At 52.7% G+C, this 18,734-nt stretch carries 15 protein-coding genes and 1 pseudogene; 6 read left to right on the top strand and 10 right to left on the bottom strand.

Annotated elements, in window-relative coordinates:
• Positions 1-10 precede the first annotated feature (10 nt).
• The 8 genes from F617_RS0125025 to F617_RS0124975 all read right to left on the bottom strand — a co-directional run bounded on the left by F617_RS0125025 (position 11) and on the right by F617_RS0124975 (position 10,413).
• Positions 11-739, bottom strand: a complete 729-nt coding sequence (locus tag F617_RS0125025) for an SDR family oxidoreductase (protein WP_019567140.1) — start codon at positions 737-739, stop codon at positions 11-13.
• A gap of 573 nt (positions 740-1,312) precedes the next feature.
• Positions 1,313-4,216 (bottom strand): hypothetical protein, encoded by a 2,904-nt coding sequence (locus tag F617_RS0125020; protein WP_155846290.1) that lies wholly within the window; start codon positions 4,214-4,216, stop codon positions 1,313-1,315.
• Positions 4,217-4,290: 74 nt separating this feature from the next.
• Complete coding sequence (locus F617_RS28950) at positions 4,291-4,950, bottom strand: SH3 domain-containing protein (RefSeq protein ID WP_245260856.1); 660 nt, start codon at positions 4,948-4,950, stop codon at positions 4,291-4,293.
• A 6-nt stretch (positions 4,951-4,956) separates the two neighbouring features.
• Entirely contained in the window at positions 4,957-5,838 is an 882-nt protein-coding gene (locus F617_RS0125010) for a hypothetical protein (RefSeq protein ID WP_019567137.1), read from the bottom strand.
• Between the two features lie 5 nt (positions 5,839-5,843).
• The gene (hxsA, locus tag F617_RS27300; protein WP_034502560.1) at positions 5,844-6,452 is read right to left on the bottom strand and encodes a His-Xaa-Ser repeat protein HxsA; all 609 of its coding nucleotides are present in this window, start codon (positions 6,450-6,452) and stop codon (positions 5,844-5,846) included.
• The gene (hxsC, locus tag F617_RS27295) at positions 6,449-7,537 is read right to left on the bottom strand and encodes a His-Xaa-Ser system radical SAM maturase HxsC (protein ID WP_034502559.1); all 1,089 of its coding nucleotides are present in this window, start codon (positions 7,535-7,537) and stop codon (positions 6,449-6,451) included. The genes hxsA and hxsC overlap by 4 nt, the downstream gene beginning before the upstream one ends.
• Positions 7,534-8,943 (bottom strand): His-Xaa-Ser system radical SAM maturase HxsB, encoded by a 1,410-nt coding sequence (gene hxsB, locus F617_RS0124985; protein WP_019567132.1) that lies wholly within the window; start codon positions 8,941-8,943, stop codon positions 7,534-7,536. Before hxsB ends, hxsC begins: the two co-directional genes overlap by 4 nt.
• Positions 8,944-9,276: 333 nt before the next feature.
• The gene (locus F617_RS0124975; protein ID WP_155846289.1) at positions 9,277-10,413 is read right to left on the bottom strand and encodes a hypothetical protein; all 1,137 of its coding nucleotides are present in this window, start codon (positions 10,411-10,413) and stop codon (positions 9,277-9,279) included.
• 255 nt (positions 10,414-10,668) lie between these two features.
• Between F617_RS0124975 and F617_RS0124970 the strand changes: the two genes are divergently transcribed.
• The 4 genes and pseudogenes from F617_RS0124970 to F617_RS28945 all read left to right on the top strand — a co-directional run.
• Positions 10,669-11,298 (top strand): hypothetical protein, encoded by a 630-nt coding sequence (locus F617_RS0124970; RefSeq protein ID WP_034502566.1) that lies wholly within the window; start codon positions 10,669-10,671, stop codon positions 11,296-11,298.
• A gap of 194 nt (positions 11,299-11,492) precedes the next feature.
• Positions 11,493-12,641: a DUF2235 domain-containing protein gene (locus tag F617_RS0124965; protein WP_019567128.1), complete on the top strand. Its 1,149-nt coding sequence runs from the start codon at positions 11,493-11,495 to the stop codon at positions 12,639-12,641.
• A 228-nt stretch (positions 12,642-12,869) separates the two neighbouring features.
• Positions 12,870-13,517 carry a hypothetical protein gene (locus F617_RS0124960; protein ID WP_155846288.1) on the top strand — a complete coding sequence of 216 codons (648 nt, stop codon included), beginning with the start codon at positions 12,870-12,872 and terminating at the stop codon, positions 13,515-13,517.
• A 338-nt stretch (positions 13,518-13,855) separates the two neighbouring features.
• Positions 13,856-13,979, top strand: a pseudogene (locus F617_RS28945) (nucleotidyltransferase); the annotation flags it as partial.
• 58 nt (positions 13,980-14,037) lie between these two features.
• On the opposite strand, the gene F617_RS0124955 reads toward F617_RS28945, so the two are convergent.
• Positions 14,038-14,979, bottom strand: coding sequence for a hypothetical protein (locus F617_RS0124955; protein WP_155846287.1), 942 nt, complete (start codon positions 14,977-14,979; stop codon positions 14,038-14,040).
• Between the two features lie 673 nt (positions 14,980-15,652).
• Between F617_RS0124955 and F617_RS0124950 the strand changes: the two genes are divergently transcribed.
• Both F617_RS0124950 and F617_RS0124935 read left to right on the top strand, forming a co-directional pair.
• A complete protein-coding gene (locus F617_RS0124950; RefSeq protein ID WP_019567125.1) occupies positions 15,653-16,933 on the top strand; it encodes a DUF5623 domain-containing protein in 1,281 nt (426 codons plus the stop codon).
• Positions 16,934-17,711: 778 nt separating this feature from the next.
• Positions 17,712-18,137: a hypothetical protein gene (locus tag F617_RS0124935; RefSeq protein WP_019567122.1), complete on the top strand. Its 426-nt coding sequence runs from the start codon at positions 17,712-17,714 to the stop codon at positions 18,135-18,137.
• 209 nt (positions 18,138-18,346) lie between these two features.
• Here the strand turns inward: F617_RS0124935 and F617_RS0124930 are convergent.
• On the bottom strand, positions 18,347-18,734 hold a 388-nt coding region (locus F617_RS0124930; RefSeq protein ID WP_019567121.1), incomplete at its 5' end, for a transposase.

Genomic DNA, 18,734 nt, shown 5'->3' with positions numbered 1-18,734 from the left:
ATGTTTCTCCTTAAGCCAAGCCGCCATTGGCGCGCACGACTTGGCCATTGACCCATCCTGCTGCGTCAGACAGAAGAAATGCGACGACTTCGGCAATGTCCTGTGGTTGTCCGAGACGTTTGAAGGGTGCCGCTTGGGCCATGCGGTCGATCTCGGTCTGGCTCTTGCCCGTAACGAACAAATCCGTTTCGACAGGACCAGGAGCCACGGCGTTGACGGTAATCCGCCGACTTCCAAGCTCCTTGGCAAGCACGCGCGTCAGAGCCTCGATGGCGGCTTTCGTCGCGTTGTAGATGCCGTAGCCTGGAGGGTTGAGGGCAAGCGTCGTGCTGGAGATGCTAACGATGCGGCCGCCGTCGACGATGCGTCGCGCGGCTTCGCGCATGCCGTTAATTGTTCCTCTAAGATTTGTGTCTAGTTGTTCCGACAACCCTGCGTCGTCGAGGTCTTTGATCAGCGACGGCCTGATGATGCCCGCACTGCTCACCAGCGCGTTCACCTTGCCATAAGCGCCTTCCGCTTGATCGAAGAGCGCCTTCATTTCGGCCGCTGATGAAACATCGGCGCGAACCGCATTCGCACGCCCACCTCGTCCGACGATCTCTGCGACGACAGATGCGGCTTCGTCATGATTGTTGGCGTAATTGACGACAATGTCCCAACCGTGTGCGGCAAGGAGCAGGGCGGTGGCGCGACCGATCCCACGCGATCCACCTGTGACAATAACTGTTCTTTGCATGTGGCGTGCCTCCTTTAGGCTTTCCTTGAGCCATTTTACGGAGGTGTCGTATCGAGATGAAATCGACTTATGGTATGGGTCATCATTTACGCGGTTGATAAAGGTTTCGCCGATCCATACGAAAACTGTCGCTGAGTTTTTGCGCTTTCCATAACTAGGACTGACCGCATTCCGCACGTCATAGGAAGTACTATAGTCGCGAACGCGACACGTGAGGACCGCAGGGAGCTTGCAATGCGGCGGGTGACTTTTTCTACGATGAAGAAGAGGGAACATCCGGCGATCATTTGATCCGTGGGTAGAATTGGCAACTAGCTCTGCGGCGCCGGCATACGATGGCTTATGGTGTTCATTACATCGGCGTGCGTCTTCCGCTTCTATTTGAGCTAGTTAGCCCGCAAGAGGCTCAGGTCGTGGGTTCATATCCTTTCAAGGCGTACAAGGGTCTGGCTTTATACCATTTTCCTAGCTCTGACGCACCGAGAGCCGTGAATGACTAAAGGCGCTTTCGGTAAAGATATTCCCAGCCATTTCGCTTAGATAGCCAGGTGGGCATGGTTTACACGAGTTACTCTAGGGCGTCGGGAACGCACGATTTGCTGCTCTCCAGCGACTTTCAAAACTGTGCCCAGACTTCCATACATTAATCTTGGCGACCTCGTCCGCGCATAGCGCGTGCAATGGATCCCGCTCCATTTCGAATTCATCATCCAGCACAATACCGAACAAAACGCACTCCGTTCGGTATTCTCCACGTTCCCGGCTCTTAAATTTCAATGCAACTCGAGTCACCAACGCATCCAGTTTCCGATCTTTCCAATTTACGCTACCAAAATCGTCAACGGACGTGTCGACGTTCCCGAGTTCCCAGCCATCTCTCTTCTGCGCATTGAGCCAGTCAGTGAATTCCCGATAAGTAGGCGAATTCGTCTGTATTGCAGCTAACCCGCCATCGGGTGTCAGCGACGCTTTGAGGAAACTTGTAAACTTCGTCAGCCGCGCATTCGCCGCTGGGCCGTTGACTTTTTGGAGCTCAGCTTCAACGACGCCTCGGCGTGACTGCTCCTCTTGTCTCCGAATATCGGACAAGCGCTCCGCTTCCTGAGCTGCAAGTCTTTCAGCTTCCTGCTGCTTCACTGTTTCGAGTTTGCTGGCTGCTACTCTGGCGGCAGACTGTGCAACCTTATCGCTCTCAATCCAAATCGGGAGGAAAATGCCAGCCTTTTCATCACGCTTCATAGCTTGCGCCAGCTGCTGCAAGGAGCTGGAGGCTCCATACACCACACGGCATTCATCACGCAGTATCATAGGGTAAACTTGTTCCAAAGTTTTGTCACTTATTACCCTCAGAGGCTTCGTCGTCTCGACGAGCGCAGTGACCTCTTTCAGCATTTCTTCATGAACATCAACTGTGTCCGCGACTACGACGCATAGGTCGCCCTTCTCAGAAGCAATTTCAAAAGCGCCAAATCCACTTCGAGATCCTGCTTCGACTCCAGACGTCACTGCGGTGACTAGAGAGATTTCCTTCTCTTCTCGTTCTGCTAGCTTTTTGTAGTCAATCGCATCGAACACGCGAAGTTTCTTAGCCTCAAGTGCATCCAGAAATGCCACGGCGAAACTTGGTTGCGCCTCGAGGAATGCTTTTCTTTTTGCAATAATCAGGTCAACCCGTTCTGGACTCCGGCTGTCGCACGAGCTTATCTTTACAACTGTCGCACCCATTGGCGCTAGGATGTCTCGTAGACCACGTCTAAGCGAGGGTGTTTCGTCAAGGCCGATCAAGCATACTGCCGCGTAATCTTTCGAGAATGAAAGGCCTCCGTTTAAAGTGCGAACGAGTGATGGTGCATCAGCGGACGCATTGAAAAACGAAACTACGTCACCCCACGCGCCACTCAAGAGCACCGCGTTTAATGGCGTGACTGCAAAAGGTGCGTTCGAGTTTTTCTGAATGACTTCAGGTCCCCCCGCACCCGCAGCCTGGTATCCGGCAAGTTCTGTCGCTAGCCCGGTTCTGGAAATCAATGTTCCAAGTGACTGTCTTGCGTTTTCGAGGACGTCAAGGTCATCCGAGATGGCGGCATCGGCAGAAGTCTTTAATTCTTGAACGACTTGCGGGAGTTTTGGTGAGGAAATATTTCCCGCCACCCATTTTGTCAGCGATGCACGCGTCGCCTCAAGTGCCTTTTGATTCGCCAGAACCTGCCTCTGACGGTCCTCAGCGCGCTCCTTATCCCTAGCCGCGACAAAGTCGCTGTAGCCGACTAACGGAACCAAAATGGCCTCGAGTTCAGACGACGCCTGCTCTAGATTTGACGTGTTTCCAGTCGGCAGCGTAACACCAAGGATAGAGGCCTTGTCGGCGACTTGTATAAGGTTCGGGATTTGTGGGTTGAGCCTGATGAAAACTTGGGCATCATCAAGCAGAATACCGGCTTTCAAGCGAGCAGCTCTCAAGTCTGCTGCGACGGCTCGCTCATAAGAAGTCTTATCTGCGAAACCCTTTTCCTGCGCGCTCTTGAAGGTGGCCTTGTCAGCAAATCCTGATGATCGAAAGGCTACATATTCGGTGCGTGTATCGAAACTAAATCGCGAAGCTGCTCGATACTCATCTGCAGCCTCGAATCCACCGGCTCTCGCTTTCCCGTATTCCTCGGCCGTTTCAAATCCCGATCGTGACGCCGCCTCGAAATCGACGTTTGTCTGGAACCCGCGCTGCTTCGCAACGAGCATCACCTGTGGAGATTTGAACCCTCCCTTAACGGCTTGAGCATATGTTTCGCCGTCTTCAAAACCCATACTCTGGGCCACTTGACGTTCTGTCACTGAGCGAAACCCATCCTGCGCACTTTGTTCGATTAGGTTAAGTGCGTAGTCATCGAGATAGTCCCCAGTGGGCGCTCCGAATGCAGCGGTATATGCTGCAAATGCCTTAACCGTCCCAGGTCCGACAAGACCATCGGTCGAACCAGTATAGAACTTCAAACGCGTCAAGGCGATTTGCAGACGTCTCACGGAAGAAACGAGAGTGGTCTGCGTCATCACGTCAGTAGACGTTCCCGCTGTGTAGCTGTGAAACAAGATCGATCCAAAGCCCTCGCCAGCACTTAAAAACGCATCCTGCGGAACAAGTCTAAGATCTTTCAATGTCTGAAGGTTGGGCTTGGCTTTGTCCTTGAACAGGGTCCCCGTTACGATGGCAAATGAGCCGTTACGCGAACGCGTTATAAGCGCCGGGCCAAGAGTTGCGGCAAAAGTCTGCGCGACGGCAGCGGCTTGGTCAAACGTGGGCCGACTAGAAACTACCAGCCAGATCATCGTTGGGTTGGGAGTGGGCAAGGCTGCCGGCTGGACGCTCGTCAGACCCGCGGTGACCTTGATGCCGGCTCTGGCCTCAGGTGCGGCGCTCGCGGTTCCTCCGATCAAGCCATGCAAAACGAAAACGCAGCAAATTAGTATTGCAACTCTACGCACGAAAATATCCCCGATCCCCTACTGGAGATGATATTAGTCGAAGATCATGTTAGCGCAACTAGATGTTGTTCATGCTACTCGCTCTTTAGGAATTTTGCATTCACCCACCCATTTTGGCCGGTTTCTTTGACCAGGATCTGGACCCAACCAGCCTGCTCATCGACAATGGTGACAACGAGCCCGGTAGTCAGTACCTCGATCAAGGGCGAACTGGGGTCTGGTCGTGTCCGCATATTAAGGTTGGTTGTAGTTTGCGCTACCCTCGCACTTGTTTTCCCATCTGATGGAGCGTCCGCTACCTTAGGGGTCGATTTCACTTCCTTTGTGGTCAACGTTGGGAGAGGCGAAGCTGAATTATTAGCGTCATTGGCGGAAGCGGCAACGCCACCCATCTTCTGCGCCAGTGCAGCCTCTATTGCGATGTCGAATGCCTGCTTGACGTCGTTATCTATACGTCGAAATTGCCTCACGGGTGGTTCGTCTTCTTCCGCCTTCATCCCAGTTGGAAGCGCTGTGAGCTTTTGATCCGTGGTTGTAGATGGCGATTGAGTGCCCGCAGACGCCTGGTGGCTTTGGATCTGTTGTTGACCAGATGAACCCTCAATTTCTGTTTGAGGTGAGCCGGGTGAAATTCTACCAGAAGCAACCTCCGGATTGGACGATAGGTTTGCTAAGACCGTCGAGCTGACCGTCATCGCGACGATGATCCAGAAATTCCGGTACGGTGCAGACATTGGCAATTATCCCCTGTCTACTTCGATTTGCTTCAGTCGGACAAGTGCATCGTACATGGTCTGTGGAGGTGCGTTTCGAAGGCGTTCTGCAGATTCACAAACGCTTTTCAACTGATCAGGAGCATTCGCGAGTTTTTGTTCAAGCCCCACGCGTTCCATACTGATCGTGCTTTTGACCTGTTGAACCAGATGGGGCTCGGTTGGAGCTGTAGGGTTGAAAGCAAATCTTTGGCCCACGGAGCTCGCCCATGCTTCCACTTCCCCAACAAGAGAAGGTCCAAATCCTGGAAGCTTCGGGACACGCCGATTTTTCACATCAAGGGCATTGGTAAAACCATTAGAGGCAAGAGTTGCTTTGCGGCTTTGGCCGACCCCTGGTATCTTAGCACGCTCGATTAAATGCGATTTCATGTAGTTTGTGAACTGTCGCTCTCGCTTGGCCTTTTCGAGCTCGCCAAGCAACTCACGCTCTTTCGCTGGCAAGCCTGAATATGTGCCGGCAAGCGATAAAAAGAGTCTACGCTTCTCTTCAAATTTCGCTGGACCTGCTTGGGTAAGCCAAGTTTGTCGTTGCTCGTCCCATTTGGCCTCGGCATCCCGGTATTCGACCTCAAACTTCCGCTTCAGGCTTACCGAGAGTGCAGTCATCACGAGTGCTCCGACGCACAGCGCTGTTCCCCAGAAACCGTGAACGAACAGCGCAAGGTAGCCACCGACCGTCAGTGCAGCGGCTCCTGCAAAAACTGTCAATTTCCTCTCAGATCTGGCAGCACGCCCCACCTCGGATAACTGGAGGGCTGGAAGCGGCGGTAACGCGGCTTCCAGCTCTGGAGGTGAGGGCGGTGCAGGGACCGCCTTTATCGTTTCTATAATATGGCTGATATCCATGACGATCAGTTTGCAGCGATCCCGAAGGCATCGAGCACATCGGGCGTAATGGTTCCGGTGACTTTGAGATTGTAATCAGTCTGCATCGCGATCAACGCTGTTTTGCATCCTGGTCCGACCTGACCGTCTATCAGACCCGAATAGTAGCCATATGCGGTCAACGCTGTCTGTACCTGCATCACGATCCTCTTGAATTTGTCTGTGTTGCCGGCAAGAGGCTTTAGCGGCGGAGGACTTGGCGTGATAGGCGCAGTGTAAAGCGGCGCAGGCGTTGCTGGTGCCGGGGGGGCTACAGGCGCGCTGGGTGCAGACGGATAGATCGAGCGGGCGGGTGGGTTGTAAGAAGGGGACGGTGATGAGTATGTCGATGATCCACCGTAGCTGTATCCACCTCCGCTACTTGATCTGTGACTGGAGTGCGATCGGTGGCTCGAATGAGATCGATGTGACCGGTGGCCCGCAAGAGTAAAGACATGCTTGAGTTTCAGTCGTTCGAGAATTGTTGGAACGGAGTTCTTTTTCTCGACAAATTCACCAATTGGCATCGCTGTCGTTTTGGAAGGCAGAAAACCGGCCGCCAAAAGCGACGGGATCAAGAATATCCGCGATTTCATAATGGCCCCAGTGCAGCAAACCCCTGCCGATGATCATACCACTGAAAAAACCCACCACAAGTTCCGCGAGCATTACAACTATCGCAAAAATCAAGATACTTCCGTTTCCAATCGGAAATAGTCGACGGTGCATGCCCACGGTAGCCATGAGGAACTGAGCAGGCTGGGAAGTTATAGAGCCAAGCCTGTATCCCTCTTGCCGCAGCAATATCGATCGCTCTGGCAAGGGGATCGAAATCAGTCGAAGTGTCTTTGAATGACCTCGTCCAATTCATACGACCGTATCCGATCCGTTCAAGTTGCATCACGGCCCAGAAGGATACAGCACTCAATCTCGTCGAAACGAAATCGGCAAGAGCTGGCAGGTCATCCCAATTCTGCTTTAAAACCACTGTGCGGAGTTCTACTGAAGCACCTGCGCGAAGCAGAGTAGCGAGCCCGCGTTCGAGAGATCTGAAAGCTCCCTCTTTCCCAACGATTTGATCATGTACGTCGGCTGTGGCTGAATAGATCGGGACACCCCACAGAATACGATCCCATCCGAGATCGGAAAGCGTTTCGATATCTCCGCCATCGAGATGCTGGGCGTTGGTCAGAACGTGGAAGCGAATATCCGGCCGGGTTTTCGTGACGTGCGAAAGCATTTCAAACAGTCGATGCTTATGTAAAAGAGGCTCGCCACCGGAAATCCCGATCGTAGCGCCTATCGGGGCCAGCAGAGCCGCGAGCGCAAAATGTTCAAACATGTCATGGTGATGCTTCTTGGGCGGCTGCGAACACATGACGCACAGCTGGTCACATTGCTCAGTGACGAGAAACGTGTTGTGTTCCGACTGAGCTCGTATCAGACGATGAGCGCTGGCTTGTCCTGGCAGGAGGAGAAGCACGTCTCCATCCATGCATTCATCGACGCCTGCGTAAACACCCAGGGAAAACCCATTGAAATCGTACTCCCGTCGCTCTCTCGTTACCTCAACTAAAAAAGCATCGTGCTGACCGTTAGCGTCGGAAGGATCATCGTTCAGCCTGACGACCAGGGGAACGTCGATTGGTAAGGGATCGACTTTGAGGCGCAACTCGATCATCGGTGAGACTTCGCAAGCGAGCGATCGAAGCGAGCAGATCCTGACCATATGGCAAGAGACTTTTGAACCTTCGGATCGTCTGAATAGATCAGGGAAAAAATCTTATCGAACAGGTAGGTGTGGCGTTGGCAAAAATCGGTGAGATGTTTCGGGTGGTCTATCCGACCGTACCGCGATAGGTCGTCCACCAGATCAACACCACAAAAGGCCTGATAGGGACAATGGACGCAATCCGGGTGGAAGTTGTTGATCGCCTCGCTGTTTAAAACCTCAATCTTATCTCGGTTCATGCCCTTGAAGACATCGCCCATGGATAGGTCCAGCTGCCCCACGCGCGTCACCATGCGCGCTTCATCAGTGGGATAAAATTTCCCGTCGTAATCTATGACAACATAGCTTTCACCGATGATATTTGGGTTACGAAGATCTGCGTGGTGGTTATGCCCGGACCGCAGAACACGTCTGAGACAGTGCGTGAAATAATACTCTTCAACGGGTTGGTCAGCATCCCAGTTGAAAGCAACCAATTCGTCGATGAACTCCGAGTGGTATTGATTCCACACCGCTGCGCTGCTGCGAGCGTCGAACTTTTTGCGGGCAAATCCCTGGTAGTTCACAGGCCGCAAATAAATGGAGCGGAAACCGTAGTGAACGAAAGACTCGATTAATGCGCTCGGCGGCGGCGCTTTGCGTGGGTCAATTGTGGGGAGAGCTGAGACTTTCTCGGCGCCCAGCCTTTCGATTGCGGTGTCGAGATTATTGAAAAATGCTGTCGTTTTCTCGTCACTCACAGTTCTCTGCGCTTGATGGATTGCTCTTGTCGCATCGAGTGATGTGCTGGTGAACACGTCCGGCTCGTTCAAGATCTCCCAAGCTTCATCTGAAACCTCTTGCAGGTTTGTACAGATGACAAACTCACAGTGATCGAATCTGCCTCGACAGAATTCCATCAAATCCTTGATGACGTCGAGGCGCAGGAGCGGCTCGCCTCCCTGAAACTCGATCTTGATGGTGGTTGTCGACAGGCCGTCAAGGAAGCTGACGACACCGGCCAAAGTTTCAGCATCCCAGTCAAAGCCTCGCGCATTTTCGTTGACGCGCGATACTTGACAATAACCGCAGGCCAGGTTGCATCTCAGCGTCGGCACCAGAATGACGTAGTCTATCTCAGCCGGAAGGTAGAGACGGCTGGCAAAACGTTGTTCAAAGCCAAGATAAGTGAGGTCACCCACCTCGCTGAATGCACTACCATTCGAATTTAAGAAGTCGAAATCCGACGACAGCAGTTCATCGCGAGCATAGCGGTGCAGAAATTCTTCGCTTGCTTTGAAATAGCCACCCGCGTCGTCCGCGAAAAGGACCTTACCGTCGTCGACAAAGCGGAATTTAAGAGGTGCGACCAGCAACGCCTGTCACCCCCTCGATTAGCATCTTGCGCATAGGCAATGTCTGTTCGAAAATCTTCTGACGATAGAGACAGAACTGAAATTCCCGCTTCACGCGTGGATCACCTGCATTCGTCCCAGTGAAGCGAACAATGTCTCCATCGATGGTTAGCTCAAGCTCCGGATAAAGATACTGAAACCGCACCGACGCCTCCGGGAGCCATCGTCTAAGAGGCTCGTCGATGATCAATTGCGAACTACTGGGTAGATTTTCCATTCTAGACCATTCACTAGACGCCAATCAGAGAGGTAAATGCAGGCTATCAAACGTTGAGAGCTGCGATAGAGAAAAGACTACCGCAGGTTAATTGAGAGGGACGTTGAGCATCCGCGACTGTCGGAAATTTCGTGTTTAAGAAGCTCGATCCATTCTCCGTCGTCGAAGCTGAAAAACTGAATCATGCATTCTCCCGAGCCAGCGTCGGACCATTGCGCGGTCATGAGGCGGCTGGATAGCTCGTACTTCAGATCGAGATCGAGGTTAGTTCGTCCCCCTACAGGCAACTTGAAAACCTCACCGGTGCGGACATTTCCGGCATAGGCGTTTGAACAGCGAGTGCCGCAATCAATTTGGACGACCGCATATTCACCGGCGAAAGCAGGGCCTTCAGCCATCTGCCTTGCAATCCTGTCTTGATAAGAGCGCACTGTCGAATTTTGGCCGCTCAAATCGGGGAGATTTCTCGGTCCGGAATAGACACGGGCCACAGGTAATTGCGTGGATTTTATTCTCGACAGTACCATTTGTTTTTTTGGTTTGTCGGTGGAACTGCTCATCGGTGTCCATGCAATAGGACTATATCCAACATCCGCAATCGATGCCGTCCCGCGAAGGCTACTGAAATAAATCGCATCGGATATCGCTATCGAATGAAGCGTGGCCACCGACGCCATATGAGCATATGCATCCGCGCCATGTCGGCGTTTCAAGTCAAGGAGCTCCGCTCGCCCGATCTTTGTCATGAAAGTCGCCATTGTCTTCGAACCGGAGATTTCATAAAAGTTCGAGATTGTGACGCCACCATCCGGAGTGCTTAGGACAGATGAGCCGCCTGCAGGCAACAGGCCAAGATTGCCAAAGCGCTCCTTGATATCTGCGAGTGTCGTTTGGCCGAACCTGAAGTCGGAAAAGTAAGCGAGTTGGCGCAAGCCTTTTCCATCCCATTTGGCCTCCAAGCAAACCAATTTCCCGGTCGACTGCTCATAGGTCGCTGATACTTCGACCCCAGTTGCAGCCTTGAATTTCCCGTCGACATATCCGCCAAAACTGTTCTGCCAGGCAATGCCATCCAGCTTGTCACGGTCCTCTCCGATAGAATGCCCAGCAACGACTTGAGCTGCCGCCTCAGAAGGAGGATGCAAGACGACCACGCCAAGGACAACGGACACGCCGGACCATTGGAAGAAAGATCGCAGCTTTAATGATAACATTTCGTGCCGCCCCCGCCCACGTTCCATTAGGACGATCTCACGTTATCAGGTTAAGTAAACTACGAAACCACTAATTGAACGCCATAGAAAGGTTTTCGCGAAAAGCGCGATTTTTTGTGCGGTAGTCCAAAAAGGCCGCCGTGTCTGGCTGAACGGTACTCCACCTAGCTGGTGCAGGGTCATAAAAGTCTATTCTCACTCGACTCTAGATTGTCGCCGTGCTTATTTCCTTTCGGGGATTTTTTCGGGGGCATCATGAACACCAAATTCGCTGCAGCGCTATTGTCTTGCGCCATGCTGACGGCTTGCCAATACAAGGCGGAGCCGCTCACAGTCGCAACCTACAATGTCTATTCGTCTTATGAAGGCAAGCTTCCCGGCAAATACTTGCTCTTCGTTGATGGGTTGAAGCTGGATAAGCCAATCAAGCCATCCGACATGAACTGCGCAGCGCACACATTCCCGCTCAATCTCTCATCCAGCTTTTCTGGCTCGGTAAGACAGACCTTTGCAAACCTGGTGACCGAATTGGTGCCTGTTCAAGCGCCTGTGGGCCGCGATGAGCTCAAGGCGCGTGGTGCCCGCGGCATGATTATCGTTAAGGGTGAAGACGTGAACGCTCGCCTGCGCGTTGTGCCAGGCTTCTGGGTTGCCGGCATGGAAACGGAAGTCGAGGTCGCAGCATCCATTACTGTTGACGGTCAATCAGGGCGCCTGCTTGGCACTACAGTCTCTGGTGACGGCAACGCGCAAGGCGATGCCGGCTTAGCTTGTGAAGGTGGTGCAAAATCGCTCACTCAATCTGCTGAGCAAGCGATGAAGGAAACGTTAGGCCGCTTGGGCGAGGCACTCACCAATTCAGACCGCGTGCGCAACGGCAAGTGAAACGTTACTCGAGAGTGTGGAAACGCACTCAAACTGCTTATAAAAAGTGTTGGAAGCTGCTCTGGCCGCACAGCTTTTGTGATAAAAAACTGGGCGTACACGTACCAGAGACGGGTCCGCGTTTGTGAAGCAAGCGCCCCCCGAAGTTGACGTGCGTATTTTGTGGAAAGGTGGAGGTGGTGGAAATATCGGGTATGCCCTCAGCATCGAATAGGAAGCTTGCCTTATTCCTCGACGGAACGTGGAATGCAGTTGGCACGAACACAAATGTATGGCGCCTCCGCTCCCTTTGCGCAGAGAAGGACACCGAGGGTCGTCAGCAGCTTCGCTATTATGACACTGGAGTTAACGGCGTCATTGGCGGCGGCTGGGGTAAAGGCGTAACCGAGAAAGTGCAGGAGGCCTACAATTGGCTTGTCGAGAATTACGAGGACGGCGACCAAATCTTTATCTTCGGGTTCAGTCGCGGAGCCCACACGGCGCGGAGCCTTGCCGGATTTATTTCTATTTGCGGGCTTCTAAAACCAGGCGGAGCGCTGGGGGTTGACCAGCTATATGAGCGGTACCGTAACGACGATGACCGCACGATTTACAAACTTCCTACCTTTGACGCCAACACCATGACGCTCGAAGAGCGCTGGATGCTGAAGTACTCGCGACCGGTAGCGATTGAAATGGTTGGAGTCTGGGATACGGTTGGTGCACTCGGCGTCCCAGCTTTCAGTCTTGCCGGCATCAGCACTTCAACGCTTAAGTTTCATCATACCGGTCTTCGGAAACCAGTCAGGCACGGGTTTCATGCACTCGCAATTGATGAACACCGAGCTAAATTTGCGCCAACTCCCTGGACAATCAGAACAAAGACGGGCGCTCCAGCAGCAGCTCCAATGAGGGCTGTAGAGAGCGTCGAACAGCGCTGGTTCGTGGGCGCTCATGCGAACGTCGGTGGGGGTTGCTTTAATGACACGCTGGCGCAAATACCGCTCCAGTGGATGATGGAAAAAGCGGCAAATCTCGGACTAGCTTTTCGCAATGAGCTTGAAATGGATGGCAATGAACATCTCGGCGAGATCTCAGACTCTTACAAAGAGTTCCTCAAGGGGACATATTCTTGGGTAAGAAAGCGACACTACAGACCTATCGCACCAGAACCGTTCGGTGATTCAACTGGAACTCACACAAGGGTTAACGAGACAATCGATGGTTCCGTTTTCGCAAGATGGCGAGACGATAGCAAGTACCGCCCACCAAACCTCGTAGAGTGGGGAAAGCGAAAAGGGGTCAATCCTGCGGACATTTGTAATTCCATTACGGCGAACTCGCCCGATATCGCTGCGCAGTAATCGAAATAATTTGCGTTTGCGAACTCTTAACGATGAAAAAAGCGGTTGCCTAGTTTCGATCATTGAAATGGTCGGAGCATGAACGCAGCGCTCCAATTTCCCTAAGTTGTGTAAGGACAACGAACGCTGGAGCACAACTGCTCTACGATAGGGTAGTGCACGGCTCGCCTTTCACGTTAACGAAGTGACAAGTCGTGTTTTCTCAAGCATCATCGGAGCCAACGTTTTTTGGATCAGTCGCCACCGTCGTCATTCGACATTGAGTACCATCTTCAAGAAATCGAGAAAATTACTGCTGTTCTGTCACGAATGCCCAATGACCATCTTGGACCACAGGGTACAGCAATTCCAGATATCGAATGGTATGCGCTTGGCGCAATCAAGAAGACCGCTTCGCTCAGCCATGCGTTTTGTACTCTCGTGAGAGCGAAAAACACATTATCAGCTGCCGCCCTCGTTAGGTTGCAACTTGATACGGCCATGCGCATGTTCGGCCTTACTCTGGTCGAAGATGTAGAAGCTGCCGGCATTTGGTTAATGGATGACAATATTTATCGAAAGCTTAAGGCGCGCACGGGTGAACCTTTGAGCGATGCATTTCTCCATCAAAAATTGAACGAAAAGTACCCCGGCCTGTCAGAAGCATATGAGGCAACTTCTGCTTACGTACATTTGTCGGGGCGGCACATAAAAACTGGACTTTGGTCTCGAGAAGGAACCAAAACCTTATTCTTCAACCTTCACGGCACTGATGATACTCGGCCTGATGAAAGATTTGCCGATATCATTGACGCTTTTGATCAAGCTACCAGGCTGACAGCTGAACTTACTTCTCAGTTTCTGAACAAACGCTCCCGCGACCGGAGAAAGATCTGAAGTATCGGGATGCCTTTTAATTAGATAAAATATTGCGGTGCTTGGTCAGTCTTCCAAACCTCGATCGACATCATCTGATGGTTGTTGAGGTCGGTGCTACGTTATCTGCACAGCCAGCCGCTGGTCAGTTTCGAAAAGGAACAGATACGGCATTCGATCGCGGTTCGACGGTGATGAATTTCTGCCAATATCAGCTTTTCTCGCGGTATTGTTCTGCGTCAAAAAGCCACGAGGCGTTCCCTTACGGCCAATCGAAGATCAAGTATCTGATCGGACTATACAATTATGGTTAAATATGGCCACTGATACTAGTGTTGCGAGGGTTCGATTCCACTCTACTTCATCAATCTTTGGAGCAAGCCTACTCCTATGTTTTGCTCACGCAGACGAATTACGGCCCTGGTCTCACAACATCAATTGCGCTCACTGGCTGAAGAGCAGGATCGCCGTCTGGCGGACGCTTAGCTTGGCGTTCAGCAAGTGAGAAGACGGCCAGAGACTAGCCCATCGACCGAGTGCGTCAGTCCTGCGCCGGTGTTTTGAACTTCACATGCTCGCCGTTGACCCAGCCACCACCCAACAAGATGGTGCCCCGTCGCGAAACTGTGTTGAGTTTAAACGGTACGGCGTGATCCTTCGTCAGGTTCGTCGCAACGAGATAGGCAAACACCAGCAGGTCCAGTTGTTCGTCGCTCAGGGCCGCGTCCTTCCAAAGGACCGCATTCTTGCGCGCTTCGGTACGCTGATATTGACCTTCAGGTGCATCAGCCAGAAATTTCAGGATTTTCTTTTTAACTTCCGCATCGGTGCGATCCTTGCGGAAGGCTTCTACCAGCACCTGGTTTGCCTGGTCCTTCCATGTCCCGTTGAAATTAAGCGTGTCGGTGAACGTCGCGAATTCCAGATAGGTTGGTGAGGCGTTTGCACCGCGCTTGGCCTGGGCCCACCATGTCGCATACTCCCACCCGGCATTGAGCTTCCCATCGAGTGCTTTCTGCTGCAGGTCGACGACCTCTGCGCTCTTGAGCAGCGCGCTTAACTCTTTCGAAAAATCCCTTCCTTTCGCAGACCAGGCCGCTTTTCGGATATTCCCGTTACAGGAATTCTCGTTCGCGAATGTTTGGAACTGGCGCACATATCCCAATCGCTCTTCTATCGGTTTGGTAAGCGCCACGCGGAAGTCTTTCCCATAAGTCGGCATGGTCTTGATAAACTCTTCGGCGGGAACTTTCGAAAGTAGTTCGTCCCATAGAGAACCCTTGCCGACGTTCCATTGCAATACGCCGGCTGAAACGCCCTGACAGTCGAAATCCGGCGTGATCTTGCCATAGCCTACTCCAGATGTCTCAAACCAGGCGACCATGTCAGCTGCCGGTTTTCGCCATATCTCCGGCGGCTTGGCGCACGCTATCGCTGGAATAGAGATAGCCAGAACGGCCCACACAACCCTGATCACGATCATATCGCCCCCTAAAAAATGTTGCCTATGGTAGCAATCACGAGCAACAGTCCCCCACACGCAGGAAACTGCATTCCACCTTTTCAGTCAATGCTTCGCTAGTGGTCGATGTGGAGAGCGACTTGGTCCAACTGTGGTCGGTTCATTCGTGGCGCTAATCTGACGCCGTTGGTCGACTGGTGGCGGCGAGAGGTACGCGAATGTAGATCTCAGCGAGGAAGCAGGCAAAATCTTCAGTCTCTCGGATGTCGCTTTACGCACCTGAATTCTGACGGCGGAGATGTGTAACTCCGGTGGCGCCTCGAGCGGCGTGAGTGACACTCTCCATAGACCTCTTGCCGCGCAGCCATAGTGGTAACCCCGAGCCATTGCGAAAGCTTCTAAGCGCTGCCGTAACGCGTAGGAAGAAAATGACGGCAAGCATCCGGTGTCGTCTTGCCCCATCCAGGCAAGCCATATTTGAAACACATCAACTCCAATTCAGACTGAAACGAAAGCGAATTGAATACGCGCCTCACTCGTCCTATAGTCGAATCGCTCCTGGCAGGAGCATGGCACTCGCCGTTCCGAAGCTGCTGGCAGCGCTGCTTAAGAATTTCTGACGAACCCTTTCAACAGGCACTCAGGCTTGAAGGGCGGTTGGCGAGTGACGCTTCAACTCAGGCCAGGAGAAGCTATGTTGATCGAGAATATTCACCCGAAGACGCTTGACGGCGTCAAACGGCTTGCAACGCAGTTGAAGAAGTCGAGAGGGATCAAGCACTCCGATGCGCTTGATCTGGCGGCGCAAGCTGCCAACTTCACGAATTTTCGCCATGCGCTGCGTACCTTGCCAGTCCGAGGGCCGGCGTTTTCCAACCCCTATGTGTTGTTGACGGTTTACTGGCGGGACGAGGTGCATCGTCACCTATGTGGGCGCGAAACGCTCAAGATTGATCTATCCAGGCCAATCCTGGAGATCTGCAAGAAATCCGCACTGAAACATGTTCGCGGCTTTACCCATCTTCGAATGGTTGCAGATGATCATTTCGTTTGTGACGAAATAGCCCATTCACAGGACTATGCCCGCGAGAGGCTTTGCACGTCCGAGCGCTCGCTCCGTTTCATGGAGCACACTGGGTTGCAGCCTAGCAGAGACCTTCGCAAACTGAATACGAGAGGCCTCGATAATGAAGAGTTGCCGTATCTCGATCATCCCACTGACTGGGTAGATCCCGCAAGCGGCCAGTACTTCCTCATTGATGAACCCTATGCGAATGCGCCCAACGAAGCAAAGCGCCCTGCTTGGGCAGCCCGAAACGGGTGGCGGGTCGAAAAGACCTCATGGCCCGGCATGTATCGCCCCTATGTTTGCGATCTCTATGTCGCTGTCGACAACCGCTGCCGCTATGACATCGATGCCCTTGTGGAGAAAATCAATGCTATGGGGGAACCTTTGACAAGTGAGCGCTGGATTGGGGAGTCGTCACCTTTATGGGATACCTTCCTCAGCCCGATGGCAATATCGAAGCAGGACAAGCGACGTGCCAGATGCAAAGGCATGATTTACCCATCAGCAAGTAAGGTGACTGTTCCCTACAACTATGCCCAAGGGACCGCTCGACGGCGCCCTGTTGGCGCACTTGGAATAGAGGGTCACATCGAGGCCGGACGCATCATCAAGGCGGCCCTGCGATCACGGTTGACACGCTCTGGGGTTTACACCCGTCTCGGTTCACTTCGTTCCGAGCTTGAAAACTGGCTCAGTCTTGAAATCGGTCGCGGACAACTCGACGGACCAGAGTTTTTCGATGTCTATTATCGTGAGACCAGCGCAGACGAGGCCTATAAAAAAACACTCAAGTCCGCTGACGACATTGTCACAACTCTTGAGCTTCGTAAGCCTCCGGTGAAGGCCGCAAGTCTGACTGCTCGAGCATCGCGGGTCGGTGGCGTCCAATTTCACGGAAGCATCTGATCGAGGTGAGCCTTTGGTGAAGGTCATTCGTCCGCACTCCAGTCCTGTGACACAAAAAAGGCGCCGCTCTCTGCGGCGCCCTTATCGAAAATGGGGATAAGCAGTTATTTCGACTGGAGGGTTCGCAGGATAATCATGTACGGGTTGGACTTAGGGAACTGAAAAGACCAACCAACGCAACCCCTGATCTTACCGAAGTAACCGAAGTCGGCCTCCTCGATGACGCCACATTCCGTAAATGGCATTGGTTCTTTTATCGGAATGATCTTCAGTTCGATTGCGCTGAAAAGCAGCGGCGCGGAAACGCACGCTCCAATAACGATAGCGGAAACAACACTGCTGGGCCTTTTCAATTCACTCTCCATAGCTCGGGTGGTCGATGCCGATCACTATGAGGCCCACGAAAAGTGCGCCAATAACGTCCACTTTTTGTGAGCTGAACACCTTCGCGCCTTTGTCGAGAGAAAGCTCCTTAGGAAGAAGCTTGGCGGTGTATTTTTTATGCCAACTTAAAGGCCTTAATCTTGCCGAGTTCTCCACAAAAAGTGGAGGTTCTTCCGAAGCGGAAGAGTTATGGTATTGTCTGCCTGCCTACAAGATTAGGAAGGATTCAGAATGTTTAGCGCTCATTACGATATCGCGCAAATTGCAGTAGTAACCTTTTTCCGGGATGTAGTGGCTTTGTTCCATTACTCGGTCACGGGGATTCTACGCAATATAGTGGCTATTCTCAAGGACTGCATGGGCAGATCCAGCCACGCGCGAAGGGTGCTAAACCATGACCGCAATGTCAGCTCTCAAGGAACTTTCTCAGGCTTGGACCCAGGAATGGGTCCGGCTGCTTAACGACACGGATCGCGATATTTACAAGACGCCGAAAGGCGCAGCTAAGGCCTTGGTACAGTTGGAAACGGCGGCATTCTTTATGACTGTCGCTCAGATGGTGACCAAGTCTAAGCTTCCAGTCGATCGCAAGGAGATTGTTGAAGGCTGGATCGAAGGCGAATTGCAGCCTTATGGCAAAACGCTGAACGATCTCCGCAACAATGCGAGCGCTTATACGAACACCACTAAGCGTGTTACCAAGATGGTCGATACTCAAATCGGACACCTGAAGACGTACGGTTTGGTTAAGAAAAATGCTGGCAATACGTATGCTCTGACGCAGCGCGGCCAGGAGGTGTTCAAGAACCTTGGAGGCTAAGAACTTGGCCAAGTTTAGGAAAGCTCGATTGAACTGCGCGGGGAGCTCGTGCTTCCCGCCAGTTGCAGCGAAACCCCTCAGAATCCCAACCGGATTTATTGATAAAATTTTGAAATAAGCCACAGCGTTACGTTTGTTGGCTCGATATGAGGAAGCTGCTCTGCTGCTACGATACGAATAGCAGCAGACGCCTTTTAAAAGGCCTTAGGTTATGCCGCTTGTGCTTCAATAGCCGGTGGTTTCCAATTCCACGGAAGCAATTGCTCCAGCTTGGTAATCGGCGTGTCAGCGATGCGGGTAAGAACGTCGGCAAGCCACGCCTGCGGATCGATGTCGTTGAGCTTTGCCGTCATGATCAACGTGGCCATGAAGGCTGCACGATCCGCGCCGCGGTCTGATCCGGCGAAGAGCCAGGACTTCCTACCGAGTGCGAAGCCTCGCAGGGCTCGCTCCGCGGCGTTGTTCGTGAGGCAAATCCGGCCATCCTCCAGGAATGACGTGAAGCCATCCCAACGCTTGAGCATGTAATCGATCGCCTCGGCGACCGGAGAACTGCGCGACAGTTTTGCACGCTCGGTTTGAAGCCAGGCCTGCAGA

The sequence above is a fragment of the Agrobacterium sp. 10MFCol1.1 genome, from assembly GCF_000381165.1.
Classification (GTDB): domain Bacteria; phylum Pseudomonadota; class Alphaproteobacteria; order Rhizobiales; family Rhizobiaceae; genus Agrobacterium; species Agrobacterium tumefaciens.
The sequence above is the reverse complement of the archived record's forward strand: the minus strand, read 5'-3'. Positions and strand labels throughout refer to the sequence as shown.